The organism is Streptomyces sp. NPDC045021 (assembly GCF_056432645.1).
Genome location: NZ_JBWKIQ010000008.1, coordinates 165,933 through 189,341 on the forward strand (window position 1 = coordinate 165,933; position 23,409 = coordinate 189,341).

A 23,409-nucleotide genomic window follows, 5' to 3' on the forward strand; every position below is an offset into this window, starting at 1 on the left:
CCATCAACTGACGCCTTGAGAGGGAAGACCCGGTATGTCGAATGACGAGAAGCTCCGCGATTACCTGAAGCGGGCACTGGTCGACTTGAAGCAGGCCAACAAGCGGCTGCGGGAGGTCGAGGCCGCGAAGTCCGAGCCGATCGCGATCGTGGGGATGGGCTGCCGGCTGCCGGGCGGGGTCTCCTCGCCCGACGAGCTGTGGCACCTCGTCGAGCAGGGTGTCGACGCCGTCTCCGGGTTCCCCGAGGACCGCGACTGGGACCTCGACCGGCTCTTCGACCCCGACCCCGATCGGCGCGGCACCTCGTATGTCAGCGAGGGCGGATTCCTGCACGGCGCGACGCAGTTCGACGCCTCCTTCTTCGGCATCAACTCGCGTGAGGCGCTGTCGATGAACCCGCAGCAGCGGCTGCTGCTGGAGACCTCGTGGGAGACGTTCGAGCGGGCCGGCATCGACCCGACGTCGCTGCGCGGCGGCAAGGTCGGCGTGTACTCCGGCGTGATGTACCACGACTACGCGACCGACATGGAGCAGGCGCCGGCCGAGGTCGAGGGGTATCTGAGCACCGGCACCGCCGCCAGCGTCGCCTCCGGGCGCGTGTCGTACACGCTGGGCCTCGAAGGCCCGGCCGTCACCCTGGACACGGCGTGCTCGTCGTCCCTGGTGGCGTTGCACCTGGCGGTGCAGGCGCTGCGCAACGGCGAGATCGACATGGCACTCGCCGGCGGCGCGGCCGTCATGAGCACCCCCGGGGTGTTCGTGGAGTTCTCCCGGCAGCGCGGTCTGGCGACCGACGGACGCTGCAAGGCGTTCGCCGCCGGCGCGGACGGCACCGGCTGGGCCGAGGGCGTCGGTCTGCTGCTCGTCGAGCGGCTCTCCGACGCGCAGCGCCTCGGTCACCCCGTCCTGGCCGTCGTCCGTGGCACCGCCGTCAACCAGGACGGCGCCTCCAACGGACTCACCGCCCCCAACGGGCCGTCCCAGCAGCGCGTGATCCGCGCGGCGCTGAAGAACGCCAGGCTGGGCACCGACGACATCGACGCGGTGGAGGCGCACGGCACCGGCACCAGCCTCGGCGACCCCATCGAGGCCCAGGCGCTGATCGCCACCTACGGCCAGGACCGCAGCGCCCAAGAGCCGCTCTGGCTCGGCTCGTTGAAGTCCAACATCGGCCACGCCCAGTCCGCGGCGGGCGCGGCCGGGATCATCAAGATGGTCCAGGCGATGCGGCACGGCGTCCTGCCCAGGACCCTGCACGTGGACGCGCCGTCCCCGAAGGTGGAGTGGTCCGAGGGCGCGGTGGAGCTGCTCACCGAGGCCCGCGACTGGCCGCAGAGCGACCGGCCGCGGCGCGCCGCGGTGTCCGCCTTCGGCGTCAGCGGCACCAACGCGCACGTCATCATCGAGCAGGCCCCGCCCGTCGAGGACGCCCCTCGTGAGAACCGCGGCCCTGCGGGACCGGTGGCGCTGACGCTGTCGGCCAAGTCGCCCGACGCGCTGCGCGCCCAGGCCGGCCGGCTGCTCGACCTCCTCGAAGCCGGCACCGAGGCGGAGACCCGGCTCGACGACGTCGCCTACGCGCTGGTCACCTCCCGCGCGGCGCTGGAGCAACGCGCCGTGGTCACCGCCGCCGACCGGCCGCAGGCGCTGGCGGGCCTGAAGGCCCTGAGCGCCGGTGAGCCGGCGCCCAACGTCGTGACCGGCACCGCGGACGCGGACGGCAGGACCGTCTTCGTCTTCCCCGGCCAGGGCTCCCAGTGGGCAGGTATGGGCGCGCAACTCCTGGACTCCTCAGCGCTGTTCGCCGAGTCGGTGGCCGCCTGCGAGACGGCGCTCGCGCCGTACGTCGACTGGTTGCTGACCGATGTGCTCCGGCGGGCGGAGGGTGCCCCGACCCTGGACCGGGTCGATGTCCTGCAGCCCGCGTCGTTCGCGATGATGGTGTCGCTGGCCGCACTCTGGCGCGCGCACGGCATCGCACCCGACGCCGTACTCGGCCACTCGCAGGGCGAGATCGCCGCGGCCCATGTGGCCGGCGCGCTCACCCTCGAAGACGCGGCCAAGGTCGTCGCCCTGCGCAGCCGGGCCATCGCGGCCGGGCTGGCCGGACACGGCGGCATGATGTCGATCCCGCTCGCGCTGGACGACGTCAGGGAGCATCTGACCGCGTACGCGGGACGGTTGGAGGTCGCGGCGGTCAACGGCCCCGGCTCCACCGTCGTCGCCGGGGAGCCGCAGGCGCTGGACGAACTGCACGCCACGCTCACGGCATCCGGGGTACGCGCCCGCAGGATCGCCGTCGACTACGCCTCGCACACCAGCCATGTGGAGCGCATCGAGGACGACCTGGCCCGGGTCCTCGCCGGCATCACCCCGCGAACGCCGACGATTCCGATGTTCTCCACCCTCAACGGCGGCTGGCTGGACGACTCCACGCCCGTCGACGCCGCGTACTGGTACCGCAACCTCCGCCGGCCGGTCCGCTTCGCCGAGGCCGTGGAATCCCTCGCGGCCGACGGCCACCGCATCTTCGTCGAGGTCAGCACCCACCCCGTGCTGACCACCTCGGTCCAGGACGTCCTGGAGGCCGGAGACGACGAGGGTTCGCTCGTCACCGGCACCCTGCGCCGTGACGACGGCGACCTGCCGCGGTTCCTCACCTCCCTGGCGAGCCTGCAGGTGAACGGCGCCCAGGTCGACTGGACACCGCTCTTCGGCGGCATCGACCACCAGCATGTGGACCTGCCCACCTACGCGTTCCAGCGGCAGCGGTTCTGGCTGAAGGAGACCGGCGGCGGCAGCGGCAACGTGGGCGCGGCCGGCCTGGACCCCGCGGAGCACCCGCTGCTGAACGCGGTCGCCGTACTGCCCGACTCCGGCGGTGTGCTGGCCACCGGCCGGCTCTCCCTGACGACCCACCCGTGGCTGGCGGATCACGCCGTAGAAGGCGTGGTGCTGGTTCCGGGCACGGCGCTGGTGGAGCTGGCCGTCCAGGCCGGTGACAGGGCGGGCACCGGCCTGCTGGACGAACTCGTCCTCGCGGCGCCGCTGACCCTGCCCGAATCCGGCGCCACCCGGATCCAGGTCGCGGTCGGCGCGGCCGACGAGACCGGCCGCCGCGCGGTGACCATCCACTCCCGTCAGGACCACGCGGACGCGGACGCACCCTGGACCCGGCACGCCACCGGCTTCCTGACTTCGGCGGCGCGCACCGCGGCCGGCGATCTCTCCGTGTGGCCGCCGCAGGGCGCCGAGGCCGTCGCGCTCGACGACTTCTACGACCGGCGGTTCGCGGCCGGCTACGGCTACGGGCCGGCCTTCCAGGGCCTGCGCACGGTCTGGCGGCGCGGCGAGAAGATCTTCGCCGAGGTCGCCCTCCCCGAGGAGGGCGTCAAGGACGCGGCCGCGTTCGGCCTGCACCCCGCCCTGCTGGACGCGGCCCTGCACGCGGCTTCGTTCATCGGCGGCGACGAGGCGACGGCGGGACGAACCGTGCTGCCGTTCGCCTGGGAGGGAGTGGCGCTGCACGCTTCAGGCGCCTCCGCCCTGCGGGTGCGGATAGCGCCCAACGGCGCCGACGGCATCTCGCTGGAGGCCGTGGATCCGAACGGCGCCCCGGTGATCTCCGTCGGGTCGCTCGTCTTCCGGCCGGTCTCCGTCGAGGGACTGGGCGCCGACGCCGGACTCGTACGGGACGCGCTGTTCCACCTGGAGTGGACGCCGGTGGCACCCGGCACGCCCGGCGCTTCCGGTGCGGCGCGCGGCTGGCCGACCCTCGACCTGACCGGGGCCACCGACGACGCGACGACGCGGACGGCCCGCGTGCTGGCCGAGGTCCAGGGCTGGCTGACCGGTACGGAGCAGGAGGACGCCCGGCTGGTGGTGCTGACCCGGGACGCCGTCACGGACCCGGCGGCGGCCGCCGTCTGGGGCCTGGTCCGCTCCGCCCAGTCGGAACACCCGGACCGTATCGTCCTGGTCGACCTCGAGGACTCCGACGCGAGCCGCGCCGCGCTCCCCCAGGCGCTGGCCACCGGTGAGCCGCAGGTAGGTCTCCGTGACGGTGTCGTGTCCGTACCGCGGCTCACGCGGACCGTCATCGACGGCGAGAGGCCGGGCTGGACGGTCGACCCGGAGGGCACGGTACTGATCACCGGCGGCACCGGAGGTCTGGGCAGCATCGTCGCCCGGCATCTGGTGACCGCGCGGGGCGCCCGCCATCTGCTGCTGACCAGCCGCCGCGGCCCCGACGCGGAAGGCGCGACCGAACTCGCGGCCGAACTCACCTCACTGGGCGCGACCGTCACCATCGCCGCCTGCGACGCCGCCGACCGCGACGCGCTCGCCACCACCCTGGCCGCCATCCCGGCAGAGCACCCGATCACCGCGGTCATCCACACGGCGGGCGTCCTGGACGACGGCATCATCACCGCCCTCACCCCGGACCGGCTCGCCACCGTCTTCCAACCGAAGATCGACGCAGCGCTGAATCTCCACGAACTCACCCAGGGCGCCGACCTCGACGCCTTCGTCCTCTACTCCTCGGCGGCCGGCACCCTCGGCAACCCCGGACAGGCCAACTACTCCGCCGCCAACGCCGCCCTCGACGCCCTCGCCCACCGGCGCCGGGCTCAGGGGCTGCCCGCCACGTCCCTGGCCTGGGGGCTGTGGGAGGACGCCAGCGGTATGACGGGCCACCTCGGCGACAGCGACCAGAGCCGGATGCGACGCAACGGTGCCTCGGCGCTCAGCGCCGAGGAGGGCATGGAGTTGTTCGACGCCGCGCTCCGCTCGGACATCGCCCACCTGGTGCCCAGCAAGATGAACTTCGCCGCACTGCGCGCCGAAGCGGCGAGCGGCCGGCTGTCGCCCCCGCTCGGCGGGTTGGTCCGGGTACCGCGGAAGGCGGCACAGGCCGGTGCCACGGAAGTGGACTCGCCCGTTGGGCAGTTGGCGGGGTTGGGCGAGGCCGATCAGATCCGGCTGCTGCTGGCCCTGGTCCGCGGGCACGCCGAGACCGTACTGGGCGGCGCCGACCCCATCGGGGCGGACCACGCCTTCAAGGCGGTGGGCTTCGACTCGCTGACCGCTGTGGAGCTGCGCAACCGCCTCGCGAAGGCGACCGGCATACGGCTCCCCGCCACGTTGATCTTCGACTACCCGACGCCGACCGCGCTCGCCCGCCATCTGCGGGAGGAACTCGTTCCGGAGGGCCGGGACAACGACGCGACCGACGCCCGCGAGGCGGACATCCGCCGGGCGCTGGCCCTCGTGCCGCTCAGCCGCTTCCGCGAGGCGGGCGTGCTGGACACGCTCGTCCGGCTGGCGGACGTCCCCGACTCCCCCGCCGTCGCGGCGGACCCGTCGGCGGACAGCGCGGCGCAGGAGCTGGACCTGCTCGTGGCCATGGACGCCGACAGCCTCATCGCCCGCGCGCTGGGCACCGTCAACAACTGATCAGTGATGGATCCGGTAGCCAACTGTGGAGGAACCGATGGACACGCCCAACGAAAAGCTCGTTGAGGCTCTACGCGCCTCGCTCATGGAGAACGAACGGCTGAAGCAGGAGAGCAAACGGGTCAGCGCGGCGGCCAGTGAGCCGATCGCGATCGTGGGAATGGGCTGCCGGCTCCCTGGCGGGGTCTCCTCGCCCGAGGAGCTGTGGCACCTCGTCGAGCAGGGCGTCGACGCCGTCTCCGGCTTCCCCGAGGACCGCGGCTGGAACCTGTCCGAGCTCTTCGACGACGACCCGGGCCACTCCGGCACCTCGTACGTCGACGAGGGCGGGTTCCTCTACGAGGCGGGCCAGTTCGACACGGGCTTCTTCGGGATCTCGCCGCGCGAGGCCCTGGCCATGGACCCGCAGCAGCGGCTGCTGCTGGAGACCTCGTGGGAGACGTTCGAGCGGGCCGGCATCGACCCGACGTCGCTGCGCGGCGGCAAGGTCGGTGTGTACGCCGGCGCGATGCACCACGACTACGCGCCCGCCCTGGAGCTGTCCCCGAAGGAGCTCGAAGGCTTTCTGGGCACCGGCAACTCCGGCAGCGTCGCCTCGGGCCGGGTGTCGTACACCCTGGGGTTCGAGGGTCCGGCCATCACGGTCGACACCGCGTGCTCGTCCTCGCTGGTCGCCCTGCACCTCGCGGCGCAGGCCCTGCGCAACGGCGAGATCGACATGGCGCTGGCCGGGGCCGTCGCGATCATGAGCACGCCGGGCGTCTTCGTCGAGTTCTCCCGGCAGCGCGGTCTGGCGACCGACGGCCGCTGCAAGGCCTTCGCCGACGCGGCGGACGGCACCGGCTGGGGTGAGGGCATCGGCCTGCTCCTGGTGGAGCGGCTCTCCGACGCGCAGCGCCTCGGTCACCCCGTCCTGGCCGTCGTCCGTGGCACCGCCGTCAACCAGGACGGCGCCTCCAACGGACTCACCGCCCCCAACGGCCCCTCGCAGCAGCGCGTGATCCGCGCGGCCCTGAAGAACGCCGGGCTGGGCACCGACGACATCGACGCGGTGGAGGCGCACGGCACCGGCACCAGCCTCGGCGACCCCATCGAGGCCCAGGCGCTGATCGCCACCTACGGCCAGGACCGCAGCGCCCAAGAGCCGCTCTGGCTCGGCTCGTTGAAGTCAAACATCGGCCACACGCAGGCCGCCGCGGGCGTCGCCGGAGTCATCAAGATGGTCGAGGCCATCCGGCACGGCATCCTTCCCAGGACGCTGCACGTCGACCGGCCCTCGTCCACGGTCGACTGGTCGGCGGGCGCGGTGGAGCTGCTCACCGAGGCCCGCGACTGGCCGGAAACCGACCGGCCGCGGCGCGCCGCCGTGTCCGCCTTCGGCGTCAGCGGCACCAACGCCCACGTCATCATCGAGCAGGCCCCACCCGTCGAGGACACCCCTCGCGAGAACGGCACCACCGCGGCACCGGTGCCGTGGCTGCTCTCCGGCCGGACGGCCGGCGCGCTGCGCGGCCAGGCGGACCGGCTGCTGACCGCGACCGCGACCCAGGGCCTGGACCCGGTGGACGTGGGGTACTCGCTGGCCTTCTCGCGGGCGATGCTGGAACAGCGTGCTGTCGTCGTCCCCGACGGCGCCGCGGGCGACGACGAAGGACTCGTCCAGGGGCTGAAGGCCCTCAGCCTGGGTGAGCCGGCGTCGAACGTGGTGACGGGCAACGCGGACGCCGACGGCAAGACGGTCTTCGTCTTCCCCGGCCAGGGCTCGCAGTGGACCGGGATGGGCGCCCAACTCCTCGACACATCACCCGTCTTCGCCGACGCCATCGACCAGTGCGCAGCGGCTCTGGCCCCGCACATCGACTGGTCACTGACCGACGTTGTTCGCCAGACCAACGGCGCACCCACCCTCGACCGCGTCGACGTCGTCCAGCCCGTCTCCTTCGCCATGATGGTGTCGCTCGCCGCTCTGTGGCGCTCCCACGGCGTCATCCCCGACGCCGTCATCGGCCACTCGCAGGGCGAGATCGCCGCCGCCTGCGTCGCCGGAGCGCTCACCATCGAGGACGCCGCGAAAGTCGTCGCCCTGCGCAGCAAGGCCATCGCCGCAGGACTCGCCGGACACGGCGGCATGATGTCCATCCCGCTGCCCCTCGACGACGTGACCGCCCGCATCGACGAGTACGCCGGACGGCTGGAAATCGCCGCCATCAACGGCCCCCACTCCACCGTCGTCGCCGGCGAGCCGCAGGCACTGGACGAACTCCACACCGCCTGCACCACCGAAGGCATCCGCGCCCGCAAGGTCCCCGTCGACTACGCCTCCCACACCAGCCACGTCGAACGCATCGAACGGGAGCTCGCCCGGGTACTGGACGGGCTCACCCCACACACTCCCCTCATTCCGATGTACTCCACCCTTGACAACTCCTGGCTCGGGGACACAACCCCTCTCGATGCCTCCTACTGGTACCGGAACCTCCGCCACCCGGTCCAATTCGCCCGATCCACCCGAGAACTGACTGCCCAGCACCACCGTGTCTTCATCGAAGTCAGCACCCACCCCGTCCTCACCACCGCCATCCAGGAGTCGTTCGGCACCGGCGTCGCGGCCTCCCGCTCCGTCGCCATCGGATCGCTCCGCCGGGACGACGGCGGTCTGCGGAGGTTCCACACCTCGCTGGCCGAACTCCACGTGCGGGGCGTGCACGTGGACTGGACGCCGGTGTTCGACGGCGCTGTACCCCGCCGGGTCGACCTGCCCACCTATGCCTTCCAGCGACAGCACTACTGGCTCAAGACGGTCCGGCCGGCCGCGAACGCCGAGGAGACGACCGTGCCGTCCATAGAGCAGCAACTCGAGGAGACCGAGATGCCCGAAGAGGAATCGATCACCGACCGCCTCGCAGGACTGACCGCGGACGAGCAGACCGCGGCACTGCTGGAGCTGGTGCGCGCCGAAGCGGCCGTCGTGCTGGGTCACCCGACGCCCGACGCGATCGAGAACGACGAGGGCTTCTTCGACGTCGGGTTCAACTCGCTGACCGCCGTGGAGCTTCGCAATCGCATAGCCGCGGCGATCGGGACCGAGCTGCCGGTGATGCTGCTGTTCGACCAGCCCACGCCGTCGCTGCTGGCCGAGTACCTGCAGCAGGAGCTGCCGCGGGCCGCCGTCGAAGTCGGCTGATCCCCCGATCCCCCCGCGTCCGACCGACTTCCGACCGTCTTCCGATCACGAGAGGTACCCGCCATGTTCGACGTCGATGACTACCTGGTGAAACTGGGCTACTCCGGGCCCCGTACACCCGACCTGGAGACCCTGCGTGTCCTGCACAAGGCCCACCTCATGGCCGTGCCCTTCGACAACCTCCTGAACGCGGAGCGCGGCACGGCGATCTGGTCCGGCGTGAACATCGACGCCGACGCCGTCTTCGAGGAGGTGATCGTCGGGGGCCGAGGCGGTGTCTGCTACGAACTCAACGGTCTCTTCCGCGAGTTGCTGACCCGGCTCGGGTACGAGGTCGTCATCCTCTCCGCGGGTGTCCGTGGCCCGGACGGCAGTTACGGACCGGAGCTGGAGCACCTCTTCAACGGGGTGCGAGTCGGCGACGACTGGTGGCTGGCGGACGTCGGCTACTCGGGCCCGTCGCTCATCGAGCCGGTGCGCGTCTCCGAGGAGCCGCAGGAGCAGTACGGCTGCACCTACCGGGTGACGGAGGCCGACGAGTTCCTGGTGCTGGAGCGCAAGCCGCTGGAGGGCGAGTGGGCGCCGGTCCACCGCTTCCTGCCGCAGCCGCGCCGGTTCGTCGAGTGGACCGGCGACAACCCGGGCCTCGACGAGTACGCGAGGACCATCGCCGCGCACGTCACGTACATCCGCGGCCGGGCCCTGGAGAACGGCCAGATGACGCTGACCGGCAGGCGCCTGCTGACGGTCGAGGACGGCCGCGAGAAGGTGCGCGTCCTGATCAAGCCCGAGGACTTCGACGCCGTCGTGAAAAACATCCTGCTGCAGGACCAGCCCGTCACGGCATGACGGCACAGAACCCAGTGAAGGAAGGGAGTGAGCCATGCATGCGTCACCTGTGAGGGGCGGTGTCCCTCGCGAGGACGATGCGGACCTGCTCATCGTCGGTTACGGCCCGGTCGGCCAGGTACTGGCGAATCTGATGGCACAGCGCGGCTGGAAGGTGACGGTGGTCGAGCGCCATCCCCGGCCCTACACCATGCCCCGCGCCGTGGCCTTCGACGGCGAGGCCGCCCGTATCCTGGCCGCCGCCGGCGTCGGTGACCATCTGACCAGGGTCGGTGAACCCTCCGGGGACTACCTCTGGCAGAACGGCAAGAACGAGGACCTGCTGTACATCGGCGCGGCCGAACGGCACGGCCGCAACGGCTGGCCGGAGTCCACGTCGATGTACCAGCCAGGCCTGGAGAACGCGCTGGCCGCCCGCGGCGCGCGGATCCCGGGGCTCAGGGTGCTGCGCGGCTACGAGGCGGTGGAACTGACCGAACTGGACGACGGCGTCGAGCTGGTCGCCCAGGACGCCGACGGCGGTCGCCGGTCGATCGCCGCCCGCTGGATCGTGGGCTGCGACGGGGCCAACAGCTTCGTGCGGGACCGGATCGGCACCGGGGCCAACGACCTCGGCTTCGCCCATGACTGGCTGATCTGCGATGTCGTGCTGCACGACGCACGCGAGTTCACCCCGAACAACCTGCAGGTGTGCGACCCGGACCGGCCCAGGACCCAGGTGTCGGCCGGCCCCGGCCACCGGCGCTGGGAGTTCATGCGGCTGCCTGGCGAGACCAAGGAGGAGCTCAACACCGTCGAGACGGCCTGGCGGATGCTCTCCCTGTTCGGCATCACGCGGGCCGACGGAATCATGGAACGGCACGCCGTCTACACCTTCCAGGCCAGCTGCGCCCTCACCTGGCGGTCGGGGCGGATGCTCATCGCGGGCGACGCCGCCCATCTGATGCCGCCGTTCGCCGGCCAGGGCATGAGCTCGGGCTTCCGGGACGTGGCCAACATCGTCTGGAAGCTGGACCTGGTGCTCCGGGGCGTCGCGGACGAGTCCCTGCTGGACTCGTACACCGCCGAGCGGTGGGCGCATGTGCAGCACGCCATCGGGATGTCGGTCAACCTCGGCAAGGTCATCTGCCAGACGGACCCGGTCGCGGCCGGCGACCGGGACACAATCATGATCGCGACCCGGGAGCGGAACCTGACCCGGCCGCAGCAGTCCCCCTTCCAGCCGCTCACCAAGGGGCTGTTGGGCAGGACCGAGTCAGGCAGGCGGCTGCCGGGCGCCGGCGACCAGGTGCCGCAGCCCCGGGTGGCGCGCGGCGCCGTGTCCGGGCTCTTCGACGAGATCGTGGGCCGCGGCTTCGCCCTGGTCTCGCTCGACGATCCGCGTGAGGTGCTGGACGTCGGCCGGCTGGAGTTCCTGGAGAGCATCGGTGCGCATCTGGTGCGGTTGCTGCCGCCGGGCACCCCGGCCGGACAGGCGCGCGGCGGCGCGGTCGTCGACACCGAGGGCACGTACACGGCGTATCTGGACGGCATCGGGGCGCGCGGCGTCCTGGTCCGCCCGGACTTCTACGTCTTCGGCGGCACCGCGGACGCGGAGGGAACGCTCGCGCTCGTGGACGCCCTGCGCGACGCGCTTCCCGAGGCGGCGCTCACCGGCTCCGCAGCGGGGCCGCGAAGCCGGTGGTCGGTGTGATCGCCGCGTTACGCCACTCGGCCGGCGAGCGCCAGGTGGTCGCGCGACCTGCTCTCCGCGCTCTCGGCGGCGGCGCGGCCGTACGCGACGCGCGCGTCGTCGATCTCGTGCCGGTGCCGCTCGGCCCAACCGGTCAGTGCGAGAAGGGAGTCGTAGAGCTCCCGCGCCATGGGCGTCGCCGTGTACTCGACCTTCGGGGGCACGGTGGGGTAGACGGTGCGCGTCAGCAGGCCGTCGCGCTCCAGGTTGCGCAGGGTCAGGGTGAGCATGCGCCGGCTGATGCCCTTCACCTCGCGCTCCAACTCCGTGAAGCGGGCGGGGCCCTGCGTCGTGACGAGCAGGATGCCGATGCTCCACTTCCCGCTGATCCTGTTCAGCGTCTCCAGCACCGAGCACGCCTCCTGCGCCGCAGGAGTTTCGCACCCCTCAGCGGCGCTGACCTGCTCTGTCACATCGGTGTTCCTCTGGGACATCAAAGTGCCTCCTTCCGCTCGGCTCCATGGTCCCAGAGCATGGTCTCTGTAACAAGACGTGCACTGAGGAAACGAACTGTGCCCAGCCCATTCCGAGTTACCGGCCCGTTCCGGCCCGACCACAGGAAAGAAGCAAAGCCGTGAATCCGACAGACACCACGCAATCCAGCTCGCGCGGGCTGGCGCTCGGCGTCCTCTGCGCGATGCAACTGATGATCGTCCTCGACGGAACGATCGTCACCGTCGCTCTTCCGACCATCCAGAACGAGCTCGGCTTCTCGCAGTCCGGTCTCTCCTGGGTCGTCAACTCCTACCTGATCGCGTTCGCCGGTCTGCTGCTGCTCTCCGGGCGGCTCGGTGACCTGATCGGCAGCAAGAAGGTCTTCCTCGGCGGTCTGGTGACCTTCACCGCCGCCTCGCTGGTCTGCGGCGTGGCGAACAGCGAGGGCCTGCTGATCGCCGGCCGGTTCGCCCAGGGCGTCGGCGCGGCACTGGCCTCCGCCGTGGTGCTCGGCATGATCGTCGGGCTCTACCCGGAGCCGGGCAAGCAGGCCAAGGCGATGGGCATCTACAGCTTCGTCTCGGCCGGCGGCGCCTCGGTCGGCCTCATCGCCGGCGGCGTCATCACCGAATCCCTCGGCTGGCACTGGGTGTTCCTGGTGAACCTGCCGATCGGCGTGGTGGCCTTCCTCGCCGGCACCAAGCTGCTCGCCACCACCAACGGACTCGGCCTGCGGGCCGGCGCCGACGCCATCGGCGCCGTCCTGGTCACCGCCGGTCTCTCCCTCGGCGTCTTCACCATCTCCCAGGTCTCCGAGCCGAGCCAGAGCGCCGGCCGGCTGCTGACCTACGGTGCGATCTCGATCGTCCTGCTCGCCGGTTTCGTACTGCGTCAGGCCAAGGCCGGCCGGCCGCTGCTCGCCCTGCGCATCTTCCGCAACCGGGAGATCTCCGGTGCCAACATCGTGGTGATCCTGGTCTTCGCGGCCGGGTTCGGCTTCCAGTTCCTCAACGCCCTGTACCTGCAGCGGGTGCTCGGCTTCGACTCCATGCAGACCGGGCTCGCCTTCCTGCCCGCACCGCTGGTGATCGGCACGATGTCGCTCTTCTTCTCCGTGAAACTCACCGTCCGCTACGGCACCCGCCGGGTACTGATGACCGGTCTCGCGGCACTCGCCATCGGCCTGGTCCTGCTCAGCCGCGCACCGGTCGACGGCAACTACTGGCAGCACGTCATGCCGACGCTCATCATCCAGGGCTTCGGTATGGGCCTCGCGGTCCCGGCAGTGATCATGCGGGCGATGTCGGGTGCGGCTCCCGAGGACGCCGGTCTCGCCTCCGGGCTGAACAGCACCGCCCAGCAGTCCGGTGCCGCCGTCGGCCTCGCCGTCCTGGCGACCGTGGCCACCTCGCGCAGCAACTCCCTGCTCGACAAGGGCGCGGAGAACATCTCGGCGCTGCGTGACGGCTACAGCCTGGCCTTCCTGTTCTCCGCCGGGTTCGTGGCGCTGGGCTTCCTGGCGACGTACTTCATCCTCAAGGACGCCCCGAAGACGGAGGCGGCTCCCGAGGTGGAGAGCGCCCAGGACCAGCAGGACGCCGCTCCCGTCCAGAACACCGCGCGGGTCTCCGGCGAGACCGTCTCGGTGAAGTAGAACCCAAAGAGAGAGCGGACATCACGACCGACCGGGGCGTGGCCGGCACACGTCGGCCACGTCCCGGTCGGTTGTGCGGTGAGCCGCCGTCGTTCAACAGCACGGCAATCAACAGCGCCATCGACAGAGAAGGATGCGGACGTGGCTGACAAGATCCGAGTCGGAGTGGTCGGAGCGCACGCGGGCCGGGGGTGGGCGCGGGCGGTCCATCTGCCGGCTCTCGCCGCGCACCCGGAGTACGAGGTCACCGCGGTCGCCGGCACCAGCCTGGCGTCGGCGCAGGCGGCGGCCGGCGCCTGGGGCGCCGAGCACGCCTTCGACAACCCCGCGGAGCTGATGGCGCACCCGGACGTCGACCTGGTCACCGTCGCGGTGCAGCTACCGCAGCGTGACGGGCTCGTCGAGGCGGCCATCGCGGCCGGCAAGCACGTCTACAGCGAATGGCCGCTGGCGCTGTCGGCGGACATCGCCGACCGCTTCCGCGAACTCGCCGACCTCGCCGGGGTGCGGCACGCGGTCGGCCTGCAGAGCAGGCACCATCCGGCGGTCCGCTACCTGCGCGACCTGGTGGCCGAGGGACGGGTGGGCGAGGTGATGTCCACCTCGCTGACGTACTCGCTCGGCTCGCCGGAGATCTGGTCCCAGCGGTACGCGGCCCTGTTCGACCGGACGAAGGGCGTCAACCACCTGGCGGTCGTCGGCGGGCACTCGATGGACATGTTCCGGTACGCGGTGGGTGACTTCAGCGAGCTGTCGGCGACTCTCGCGACCCGGATCACCCAGGTCACCATGGAGGAGACGGGCGAGCGGATCGACGTCACCTCGCCGGACCAGATCGTGGTCAACGGCCTGCTGGAGTCAGGCGCGGCCGCGTCGGTGCACATCATGACGGGCGGCCCACGGGGCGCCGGCTTCCGCTTCGAGGTCCACGGGCGGGCCGGCCGGCTGGTCATGCGGTCCACGGACGACAACCTGGTCGGGCCCGAGTTCACCCTCGTCGTCACCGACGGCCAGGAGGGACCGAAGCCGCTGGCCGTTCCGGACTTCTACCGGCCGCTGCTGGCGGACGCCTCCCCCGCGGTCCGCAACGTCCACCAGGTCTACACGGACCTGGCGCGCGCCATCAGGACCGGTGAGCCGGCCGAGCCCGACTTCGGCACCGCGGCCCGGATGCACCGGGTGCTGGATGCCATCAAGCTGTCCGCGGCGACCGGTGAACGCCAGCAACTGTCCTGAGCTGCTGGGAACCCCCGGAAGCCCGGGCGCAACGCGGGTTGGGCCGCCTCCAGGACGGAGGCGGCCCAACAGCTGTGCCGGTAGGTGGCGTGGTCAGGAGGAAGAGGAGGCGGACGCGGCTGCCGTGGCCGCCCGGCGGCGGGCGAGCCGGGCCTTGTTCCGGGCACCGGAGCCGCGTTCCACGATCCACCACTCCGCGATGAGCAGCGGAATGATCCACCCCGGCCAGGAGGCCATGCCCGCGCGGGTCTGGCCCCACTGGATCAGTTCGGGGATGTTCTGGGTGACGGGCGGCGGCAGGATGGTGTGGTCGTAGATCACCCCGAGTATCCGGCTGACGATGATCGACAGCGTCAGCGCGAAGCTGCGGATCATCCACCTGCGGTGATCGGTGTACCGGCGCTGCCGCGCCATCCGGAAGCCGACGACGGTGCAGGCGATCCAGAGCACCGAGGTCGTCATCGTGCTCAGCTGCATCGACAGCCCGGACGGGCTGACGTACCCGACGACGATGGCCGTGACGCCCGCCGGGAGGACCCCGGCGAACACGTACAGCCGTCCGCTGGTGCGGTGCACGAGCGGGTAGTGGTGCCGCAGCGACGGCCACACCTGCAGGCAGCAGCAGGTCAGTGCCACCGTGCCGAAGATGATGTGGGCGACCAGGATCGGGTAGTGCAGCGGGAAGTCCGGATTGGCGGGGATCTTGGACTGCGCGGGGTCGAAGGTCAGATACCGCGGCACCGAATGCAGGATGAAGACGGCGCACACGGTGGCCAGCGGGCCGACCCAGGGACGCCGCCACCACTGCGTGGCGCGCGGTTTCCGCTCGTCCGTCGGTATCGGTTCACCGGACACCAGATCCGGCTCGGTTGTTGTGGTTGTCACGACCGTTCTCCTGCCTTTCGGCTCAGTCGCCGGCCGACAGGGTCTCGCCGGTGGCCTTGTCTGTGATGCGGATGGCCCGGTACGGGCAGTAGTCCGCGGCGTCGAGTACGTCCTCGTCGGGCTCGATCCACTCCGCTGTCGGGATGGACTTGGCGTTGACGAGCTCAAAGCGGTCGGGCAGGTTGCCGTTGCACAGCCCCGCCCCCATGCACGCCCGGTGATCGACCTCTATGTGCCAGCTGCTCATCGTGGTCACCACCGGACCGGCAGGCCGCTCACCCCGCGGACGACGTTGTCGACCTTCCAGGGGACCTCCTCGGCGGGTACGGCCAGTTCCAGCGTCGGCAGCCGGCGGATCAGGGTCGACAGGGCGATCTGCAGCTCGATCCGGGCCAGCGGGGCGCCCAGGCAGTGGTGGATGCCGTGGCCGAAGGCCATGTGCGGGTTGTGCTTGCGGGTCAGGTCGAGCTCCTCGGGGCGCTCGAAGATCCGCTCGTCCCGATTGCCGACCGCGGGGAAGATCATGACCGCTTCGCCGGCCCTGACCAGCTGGCCGCCGAGTTCGATGTCCGCCGTCGCGATCCGGGTGTTCTCGGAGTACGGGCTCAGCGGGGTGTAGCGCAGCAGCTCCTCCACGGCGGTGGGGACCAGCTCCGGGTCGTCCAGCAGCTGCTGCCAGTAGCCGGGGCGGGAGAGCAACGTGTAGAGGTAGTTCGCCAGCTGGTTGGCCGTGGTGTGGTGGCCGGTCGCCAGCAGGGCGATGCCCATGGTGATCAGCTCCTCCTCACTGAGCCGGTCCTCGTCGTCGCGCGCCGAGACCAGCCCGGAGAGCAGGTCGTCGGTGGGCTCGGCGCGGCGCTTGGCGATCAGGGTCGCCAGGTACTCCGGCAGCCGCTCGAAGCGCGCCTCGTTCATCTCTTCGAGGGTGTAGGTCTCACCCACCGTGAGCCAGGTGTCGATCCAGCCGCGGAACTTGTAGTGGTCCTCCAGCGGCACACCGAGCATTTCGCAGATCACGGTGATCGGCAGCATCCAGGCGAACTGGCCGGCCAGGTCGCCCTCGGTGCGGCCCTCGGCGGTGAGCTTGTCGAGCAGCTCGTCGGCGATCTGCTGCGTCCTGGGCCGCATCTGCTCGACCCGCCGGACGGTGAACGCCTTCGCGACCAGCTTGCGCAGCCGGCCGTGCTCCGGGTCGTCCATGCTGACGATGTTCTTCTCCTCGTAGGCCTTGCGTACCCGGGGTACGTCCTTGCCCACGGTCTCCGCGCGGCTGAAGCGGGAGTCGGCGAGGACGACCTTGATGTCCTCGTACCGGGTGGCGAGCCAGGCCTCGCCGCCGTACTGCATGTTGACGCGGGTCAGCGCCTGTTCCGCGCGCAGCTCGGCGTACTTGGGGTGCACATCGACAGCCTCGGCCGGCGCGAAGGGGTAGTTCACTACTTCGCTGTCGGTAACCGTCATCAGACGTCAACCTTCCTTTGTATGCGTGACATAGCTGGTCCGTTGGTCCGCTCGGCGGGATGACGGTGTGTCAGGCACCGATGGCGCGCGGGTGCGTGAAGAAGTTGTCGGGGTCGTAGCGCTTGTTGACCTGGAGCAGCCGCGGGTAGTTCTGGCCGTAGTAGGCGGCCTGCCAGTCGGGCAGCAGCGGGTCGGGGAAGTTGATGTAGGACTGGCCGTTGGACAGCGGTGCGATGGCGTTGAAGCCCTTGGTGGTCCAGGCGATGGCGGCCGCGGCGTCCTCGGGCGTCGGGGTGGGGCTCTGCAGCGCGATGCCGTAGCCGACGTGGAAGAGCGAGTCGCGGTGCACGTACGCGGTGGCCGTCGGGCTGGGGTCGCCCGCCGCGCCGCCCAGGCCCATGAAGCTCAGGTAGCGGGTCTGTCCGGGGCGCCGGTCGGCGTCGAACGCGGCCAGGGCCGCGGCCGATCCCGCGGCGTCGAAGGGCTGCTCGACCATGCGGGTCCGCATGCGCTGCCAGGGGGTGCGGGCCAGTACGGCCTCGACGCTGGCCTCGTTGGCCAGGCCGTAGACGTGGTGCATGCCCTCGTCGTACGGCAGGTCGAGCACGGTGCTGCTGGCGGGCGTGCGGCCCACCTGCGAGCCCAGCTCGGCCAGCGCGGTGTCGGCCTGCGACTTCGGCCCGTAGAAGCAGCCCTGCTGGAGGATGAACGGGGCGTTGCCCGCGGCGGCGTCGGGCACCACGATGATGACCTGGGCGCTGCTGTTGCGCGGCGACTCGGCGTACCACGCCTGCCAGGCCGGCAGGAACTCCTGGGCGTCCTCCCAGTTCCAGATCTGCTCGTAGAAGACCATGCGCGGCGCCGCGATGGGCCGGACCTCGAAGTCCAGGACGACGCCGAAGTTGCCGCCACCGCCGCCGCGCAGGCCCCAGAGCAGGTCCGCGTGCTGGGTCTCGGAGGCACGGACGACGGTGCCGTCGGCCAGCGCCACCAGCGCGGAGACGACCCGGTCGCTGCCGATGCCGTAGGCCCGGCTCTGGTAGCCGATACCGCCGCCGGAGAAGAATCCGCCGGGGCACACCGTCGGGCAGGTGCCGGTGACGATCTGCTGGTTGTAGGGCTTCAGCGCGGTGACCGCGTCGATGCTGTGGGCGCCGGGGCCCAGGTGCACGGTCGGGTTGCCGCCGCCCTTGATGTGGTTGATGCGCGAGACGTCCAGGACCAGGCCCTCGCCCAGGGACCAGCCGGCGAAGTTGTGGCCACCGCTGCGGGTGCGCAGCGACAGGCCGTTGTCCCGGGCGAAGCGGATCGCCGCAGTGGCGTCCGCGACGGACTCCCCGTAGACGATGCCGTCGGGGGTGATCGCGTCGAACTCCGCGATCTTGTTCTGTTTCGCCGTCGCATAGGTCGCATCCGACGGAAGCACCACATCGCCCTGTATGCAGCTGCGCAGCTTGTCCCAGTCGGGGCCGGCGGCGGTGCGGCCCGCCGCGGAGGCCGAAGGGGCGTTCCCGACGACCGAGGCCCCCAGGGCGAGCGCTCCTCCGGTACGAAGCAGAGACCTTCTGTTGATCATCGTTCCTCCGATGAATAGATACGTACGGAAATCACGAAGTCTCCCGTTGATTCGCGGCGAGACTAACCCGGGAGACCGGAGCCGGAACTCCCCTCAATTCCCCGGCACTTGACGGTGCGAGCCAGCCGAAAAGAGAGGGGGGTGATACGGGACGGTTCGAACGTGCGGGCTACCTAAACTCGCCGTGAATGGCTGCGGATCACCGGCACGCTGGGAAAGATCTTCCACTTCTCCCTGCCGATGGATTACGCCGCCTTGGCAGCGAGAGGAGCTCGGACGTGCCCGCAACCATGCCGGTCGTGGAATCCGATCCACGAATACCGGAGCGCACCAATCTCAATTCGCTGACGGGGATGCGGCCTTTTGCCGCACTGCTCGTCTTCGCGATCCACATTTTGCAGCCCTTCGACCCGATCAAGCCGACCGGGCCGATCAACCCCTTCGGCGACAAGGATGTCGCCCAGGGCCTCTACGACTTCTTCGCCCCCGCGGGATACCTGGGGGTGTCGTTCTTCTTCCTGCTCAGCGGCTTCATCCTGACCTGGTCCCTGCGGCCCGGGGACAAGGTGACCCACTATCTGCGACGCCGTCTGGTCAAGATCTTCCCCAACCACATCGTCACCTGGGGAATCGCGCTGGCGCTGTTCGCCGGCGCCTACGCCCCGGTGAGCGCCTGGCTCTCCAGCCTGTTCCTGGTGAACTCCTACAGCACGGACGCCGCTCTCCAGATGGGGGTCAACCCGCCCGCCTGGTCGCTCTGTTCCGAGCTGCTCTTCTACATGCTGTTCCCGCTGGCGCTGCTCGCCGTGAGCCGGATCTCGTCGAGCCGGCTGTGGCTGTGGGCCGGGACCATGGTCGCGTGCACCGTGGGCGTCGGGCTGGTCACCACCTATGTCGTCACCGACACCCCGAAGAACCCGATCATTCCGCTCTCGATGACGCAGATGTGGTTCAACTACACGTTCCCGCCCATGCGGTTGTTTGAATTCGTTCTGGGAATGCTGCTGGCGCGTATCGTCCTGGCGGGCAAGTGGCCGCGCATTCCCGCCTTCGTGGTCCTGCCGCTGCTGGTGGCCGGCTACGCCGCCGCGCTCTACGTGCCGGCGCCCTTCAACTTCGTCTCCGCCACGATCATTCCGTTCAGCGTGGCGATCGGCGCGGTGGCCTCCGCCGACATCCGGGGAGCGCGCACCGGTCTCAACGGCCGGTTCATGGTCTGGTTCGGAAACGTCTCCTTCGGCTTCTACATGTGCCAGGGGATCGTGGTCTTCTGGGGCCGTCCCGCACTCCTGGGTGCGGACACCTACAGCACCCCGGTCGCCGTACTCGTGGTGATCGGCTACTTCCTGGCGACGCTGCTCGCCGGCTGGCTCCTTCACACCCTCGTGGAGAAGCCCGCCATGCGTGCCTGGAGCCGGTCCCGCAGGACCCCGCCGCGGAGCGATCCCGCCGCGCCGCGGGAAGTGGAGCACGCCGCCGCCGGCTAGCCGGCGCGACGACCACGCGGACCACCGCCTGCGACAGGCCCCGACCGGGCCCGTCGCAGGCGGCGGTGTGCCAGGGCCGGTCCGGCCGGTCACGAGCGGCCGGACGGGCCCTGTCATCCCCGCACCAGCTCGGCGACCAGGAAGGCCAGTTCCACCGACTGCTGCGGATTGAGCCGCGGATCGCAGCTGGTCTCGTAGCGGCCGGCGAGAGCGGTGTCGTCGATCTGCTGCGCACCGCCCAGGCACTCGGTGACATGGTCGCCGGTGAGCTCGATGTGCAGCCCGCCGGGATGGGTGCCCAGCTCGCGGTGGACCTGGAAGAACCCCTTGACCTCGTCGAGGATGTGGTCGAAGTGCCGGGACTTGTAACCGCTGGCCGTCTCATGGGTGTTGCCGTGCATGGGGTCGCACTGCCAGATCACCTGGTGGCCGGAGGCGGTCACCTTCTCCACGATCGCCGGCAGCACCTCGCGGATCTTCCCGTACCCCATCCGGCTGATCAGCGTGAGCCGGCCCGGCACCCCGTCGGGATCGAGGCGCTCGACGTACTCGGCCGCATGCTCGGGTGTGGTGCCGGGGCCTATCTTGAGGCCGATGGGATTCGCCAGCATCGAGGCGAGCGCGATGTGCGCGCCGTCCAGTTGCCGGGTGCGCTCCCCGATCCACAGGAAGTGCGAGGACAGGCTGTACAGCCGCTCCGCACCCTCGGGACCCGCGGCCCGCAGCAGCCCCCGCTCGTAGTCCAGCAACAGCGCCTCGTGGCTGGCATAGATCTCCGTGGTGTGCAGTGCGCCGTGGTCGACGTTGCACGCCGACATGAAGCGCAGGCCGTTGTCGATCTCCGCGGCCAGCGCCTGGTAGCGCTCACCGGCCGGGGAGGTGCGGACGAAGTCGCGGTTCCAGTCGTGCACCCGGTGCAGATCGGCCATCCCCGCCGAGGCCATGGCCCGGATGAGGTTGAGCGTGGCGCTGGAGTGGGCGTACGCCTGGAGCATCCGGTTCGGGTCGGGGATCCGAGCTGTCGGTGTGGGGGTGGCGGAGTTGACGATGTCCCCGCGGTAGACCGGCAGTCCGAGGGTGTCGTTGCTGTTCGACCGCGGCTTGGCGTACTGGCCGGCGGTCCGTCCCACCTTCACCACCGGCAGGCTGGCCGCGTAGGTCAGGACCACGGCCATCTGCAGCAGCGTGCGCAGATTGGACCGCACATGGGCCTCGGTGTTCCCGGCGAACGTCTCGGCGCAGTCGCCGCCCTGCAGCAGGAACGCCCGGCCCCGGGCGACCTCCGCGAGCCGGGTCTGCAGCCGGTCGACCTCACCGGGCACGACGAGCGGCGGCATCCGCTCCAGCACGCCGCGGGCCTCGCGGACCCCTTCCGGGTCCTGGTACTCGGGCTGCTGGGCGGCGGGCAGGGCGAACGCCTCGTCCGCCCGCGCCCGCAGGTGGGCCGGCAACGGGTCCTGTACCGGCGGCGGTTGGGGCTGGGTCGCGATAGCTGGTGACATACCGAGCAGCGTAGGAAGACGCCGCACACTGACCGGCTATCGCGCAGTAACCGCCCGACCACTGAACCGGTCCCGGCCCGCCTGACGTTCGGATCGCGCCAGCCCGTCCATCCCGAAGAACTCCCGGTACAGGGCGAGTTGCTGCGCCAGCATCGGGGCGCCGTACTGGATCCGCAGCCCGCGCGCCGCGGCGGCCCGCAGCAGCGGGGTCGTGCGCGGCTTCATGATGATGTCCGCCACCACGGCGCCGTCCGGCAGCTCCGCCGGGTCGAAGGGCAGCGGATCGTGCGGGCTCAGGCCCATCGGGGTGGCGTTCACCGCGATGTCCGCCGCCGTCAGGTCGGCCCGCGCCGATCCCGTCACCCGGCCGGGCCAGTGCTCCGCCAGCTGCGAGACCAGCGAGTTCACCCGCGCCGGGTCCCGGTCCCAGACGTCGAGCTCCGCTCCCGCCAGCAGCATCGCGACGGCGATGGCGCGGCCCGCACCGCCCGCTCCCGCCAGCGCGATCCGCTTGCGGTACGGGTTGTGCCCCTCGGCGAGCAGCCCCCGGACGAAGCCCTCACCGTCGAAGTTGTCCGCGTGCCAACTGCCGTCCCCGGCCCGCCGTATCGCGTTCGTGCCGCCGCTCAGCTCGGCCGCGGGGCTGACCAGATCGGCGAAGCGCAGCGCGGCCGCCTTGTGCGGCACCGTGATCAGCAGCCCGTCGACGTTCTCGGTGCGCTGCAGTCCGGTGACGACCTGCCGGAGGTTCTCCGGTGCGGCGTGCACGGGCACCAGGACGGCGTCGGCGCCCAGATCGACGAAGAGCGGATTGACCATCGACGGAGCCTGGACCTGCGCGACCGGGTCGCCGATGACCGCGAACAGCCGGGTCGTGCCGGTGATCTCCGGGTTGCCGGTCCTGGTGCTCTCCATGACGCTCCTTGCTGAGCCGGGGGCTGGGTCGCGGGGCGACCGTGGGACGGCTGGAATGCGGCCGAAATCAGCCTCGCAGGAGTCCGTACGCGATACCGGACCGGCGGCGGAGACAGGGAGGGGTTAGGGGGTGGGTGAGGCGGTCCGCCGGGGCAAAGGCCCGCGCGGCGCGGACCGGTACGCGGCGCGGCCCGGTTCAGAGCGCGGCGGCCGCACTCGGGTCGGCCACCGCTGGATCGGCCACCGCGACGGCGGCGGCGCGCTTCTCGCCCACGGCCACATCGGCGATGGACCAGCCCGCCGGGCCGGCCGCGGGAGTCCCGCCGGTCCCGACGTAGTCCTGCGAGGGATCGCGGCCCAGCCCGATCCCCAGCCCCTTGAGGTACGCCTCCTTCCGCACCCACGCCCGTGCGAAGGCCGCGGGCCGCTCCGGCGGATCCAGGGCCCCGAGTTCGGCGATCTCCACCCGGTGCATCACGGAGGCGACGTCCGCCACCGCGTCGGCGGACGGGACGGTCTCGACGTCCACCCCCACCGGGGTCGCGGCGAACGCCAGCAGCGCGAAGCTGCCGCTGTGCGACAGCGAGAAGTGCACATCGCCCCCCTCCACGGCGGGACGGCCGTGCGGCCCCCCGCAGCCCGGGCACTTCTCCCGGACCAGCCGTACGTCCTCGGGGGCGCTGCCGAGGTAGGCGCCGAGCAGCAGCCGCAGGCCCACGTGCGCGGCTCGGTAGCAGTCCCGGTCGGCGTCGGCGCGGAACGCCGCGGCGCTGCGCAGTTCCTGCGGGTCGAGGACCCCGGACGCCAGCCGGGCCGCGAAGTCGGCGTGCCGGGCCGCGTTCACCAGCCACAGCCGCGGTGGGTCGCCCGGGCCGGGAAGCGCCATCCGTTCGACGGGCGCCACCGGGTCGAGCTCGCTGGGAACGCGTATCGCGGCCGTATCCACCCGGCCATCGTAGATCGTCGGCCGCTCCCCGCAGGGCGGCACCAACGGCGGGCGCGGCGGCGAGCCCCGCGGGACCGAACGCGTCCCGG

At 71.0% G+C, this 23,409-nt stretch carries 15 protein-coding genes; 7 read left to right on the forward strand and 8 right to left on the reverse strand.

Annotated features, from left to right (window positions below; genetic code table 11):
- Nucleotides 1-34: 34 nt before the first annotated feature.
- The 4 genes from AC07DC_RS24290 (at nt 35) to mhpA (ending at nt 11,184) form a co-directional block, all read left to right on the forward strand.
- Nucleotides 35-5,458 (forward strand): SDR family NAD(P)-dependent oxidoreductase, encoded by a 5,424-nt coding sequence (locus tag AC07DC_RS24290; RefSeq protein ID WP_478916565.1) that lies wholly within the window; start codon nt 35-37, stop codon nt 5,456-5,458.
- A gap of 25 nt (nt 5,459-5,483) precedes the next feature.
- Entirely contained in the window at nt 5,484-8,642 is a 3,159-nt protein-coding gene (locus tag AC07DC_RS24295) for a type I polyketide synthase (RefSeq protein WP_478916566.1), read from the forward strand.
- 63 nt (nt 8,643-8,705) lie between these two features.
- A complete protein-coding gene (locus AC07DC_RS24300) occupies nt 8,706-9,491 on the forward strand; it encodes an arylamine N-acetyltransferase family protein (protein ID WP_478916567.1) in 786 nt (261 codons plus the stop codon).
- A 34-nt stretch (nt 9,492-9,525) separates the two neighbouring features.
- The gene (gene mhpA / locus AC07DC_RS24305) at nt 9,526-11,184 is read left to right on the forward strand and encodes a bifunctional 3-(3-hydroxy-phenyl)propionate/3-hydroxycinnamic acid hydroxylase MhpA (protein WP_478916568.1); all 1,659 of its coding nucleotides are present in this window, start codon (nt 9,526-9,528) and stop codon (nt 11,182-11,184) included.
- A gap of 8 nt (nt 11,185-11,192) precedes the next feature.
- Here the strand turns inward: mhpA and AC07DC_RS24310 are convergent, their stop codons facing one another.
- Nucleotides 11,193-11,657 (reverse strand): winged helix-turn-helix transcriptional regulator, encoded by a 465-nt coding sequence (locus AC07DC_RS24310; protein ID WP_478916570.1) that lies wholly within the window; start codon nt 11,655-11,657, stop codon nt 11,193-11,195.
- Between the two features lie 140 nt (nt 11,658-11,797).
- On the opposite strand from AC07DC_RS24310, the gene AC07DC_RS24315 reads away from it, so the two are divergent.
- Together AC07DC_RS24315 and AC07DC_RS24320 are read left to right on the forward strand one after the other, a co-directional pair.
- Nucleotides 11,798-13,312 (forward strand): MFS transporter, encoded by a 1,515-nt coding sequence (locus AC07DC_RS24315; RefSeq protein WP_478916571.1) that lies wholly within the window; start codon nt 11,798-11,800, stop codon nt 13,310-13,312.
- A gap of 141 nt (nt 13,313-13,453) precedes the next feature.
- Nucleotides 13,454-14,548 carry a Gfo/Idh/MocA family protein gene (locus AC07DC_RS24320; protein WP_478916572.1) on the forward strand — a complete coding sequence of 365 codons (1,095 nt, stop codon included), beginning with the start codon at nt 13,454-13,456 and terminating at the stop codon, nt 14,546-14,548.
- 93 nt (nt 14,549-14,641) lie between these two features.
- Here the strand turns inward: AC07DC_RS24320 and AC07DC_RS24325 are convergent, their stop codons facing one another.
- The 4 genes from AC07DC_RS24325 to AC07DC_RS24340 form a co-directional block, all read right to left on the reverse strand.
- The gene (locus tag AC07DC_RS24325; RefSeq protein ID WP_478916573.1) at nt 14,642-15,433 is read right to left on the reverse strand and encodes a DUF2306 domain-containing protein; all 792 of its coding nucleotides are present in this window, start codon (nt 15,431-15,433) and stop codon (nt 14,642-14,644) included.
- Between the two features lie 22 nt (nt 15,434-15,455).
- Nucleotides 15,456-15,680, reverse strand: a complete 225-nt coding sequence (locus AC07DC_RS24330) for a ferredoxin (protein ID WP_478916574.1) — start codon at nt 15,678-15,680, stop codon at nt 15,456-15,458.
- Nucleotides 15,681-15,685: 5 nt separating this feature from the next.
- Entirely contained in the window at nt 15,686-16,894 is a 1,209-nt protein-coding gene (locus AC07DC_RS24335) for a cytochrome P450 (RefSeq protein WP_478916575.1), read from the reverse strand.
- Between the two features lie 70 nt (nt 16,895-16,964).
- Nucleotides 16,965-18,470 (reverse strand): FAD-dependent oxidoreductase, encoded by a 1,506-nt coding sequence (locus tag AC07DC_RS24340; RefSeq protein ID WP_478916576.1) that lies wholly within the window; start codon nt 18,468-18,470, stop codon nt 16,965-16,967.
- A 278-nt stretch (nt 18,471-18,748) separates the two neighbouring features.
- Between AC07DC_RS24340 and AC07DC_RS24345 the strand changes: the two genes are divergently transcribed.
- Nucleotides 18,749-19,957, forward strand: coding sequence for an acyltransferase family protein (locus tag AC07DC_RS24345; protein ID WP_478916577.1), 1,209 nt, complete (start codon nt 18,749-18,751; stop codon nt 19,955-19,957).
- A 113-nt stretch (nt 19,958-20,070) separates the two neighbouring features.
- Here AC07DC_RS24345 and AC07DC_RS24350 read toward each other — a convergent pair whose 3' ends face one another.
- The 3 genes from AC07DC_RS24350 to AC07DC_RS24360 all read right to left on the reverse strand — a co-directional run bounded on the left by AC07DC_RS24350 (nt 20,071) and on the right by AC07DC_RS24360 (nt 23,320).
- Nucleotides 20,071-21,459 carry a class II 3-deoxy-7-phosphoheptulonate synthase gene (locus tag AC07DC_RS24350; RefSeq protein WP_478916578.1) on the reverse strand — a complete coding sequence of 463 codons (1,389 nt, stop codon included), beginning with the start codon at nt 21,457-21,459 and terminating at the stop codon, nt 20,071-20,073.
- Nucleotides 21,460-21,495: 36 nt separating this feature from the next.
- Nucleotides 21,496-22,374, reverse strand: a complete 879-nt coding sequence (locus tag AC07DC_RS24355; RefSeq protein WP_478916580.1) for a shikimate dehydrogenase family protein — start codon at nt 22,372-22,374, stop codon at nt 21,496-21,498.
- Between the two features lie 196 nt (nt 22,375-22,570).
- Entirely contained in the window at nt 22,571-23,320 is a 750-nt protein-coding gene (locus tag AC07DC_RS24360; protein ID WP_478916581.1) for a 4'-phosphopantetheinyl transferase family protein, read from the reverse strand.
- Nucleotides 23,321-23,409 lie beyond the last annotated feature (89 nt).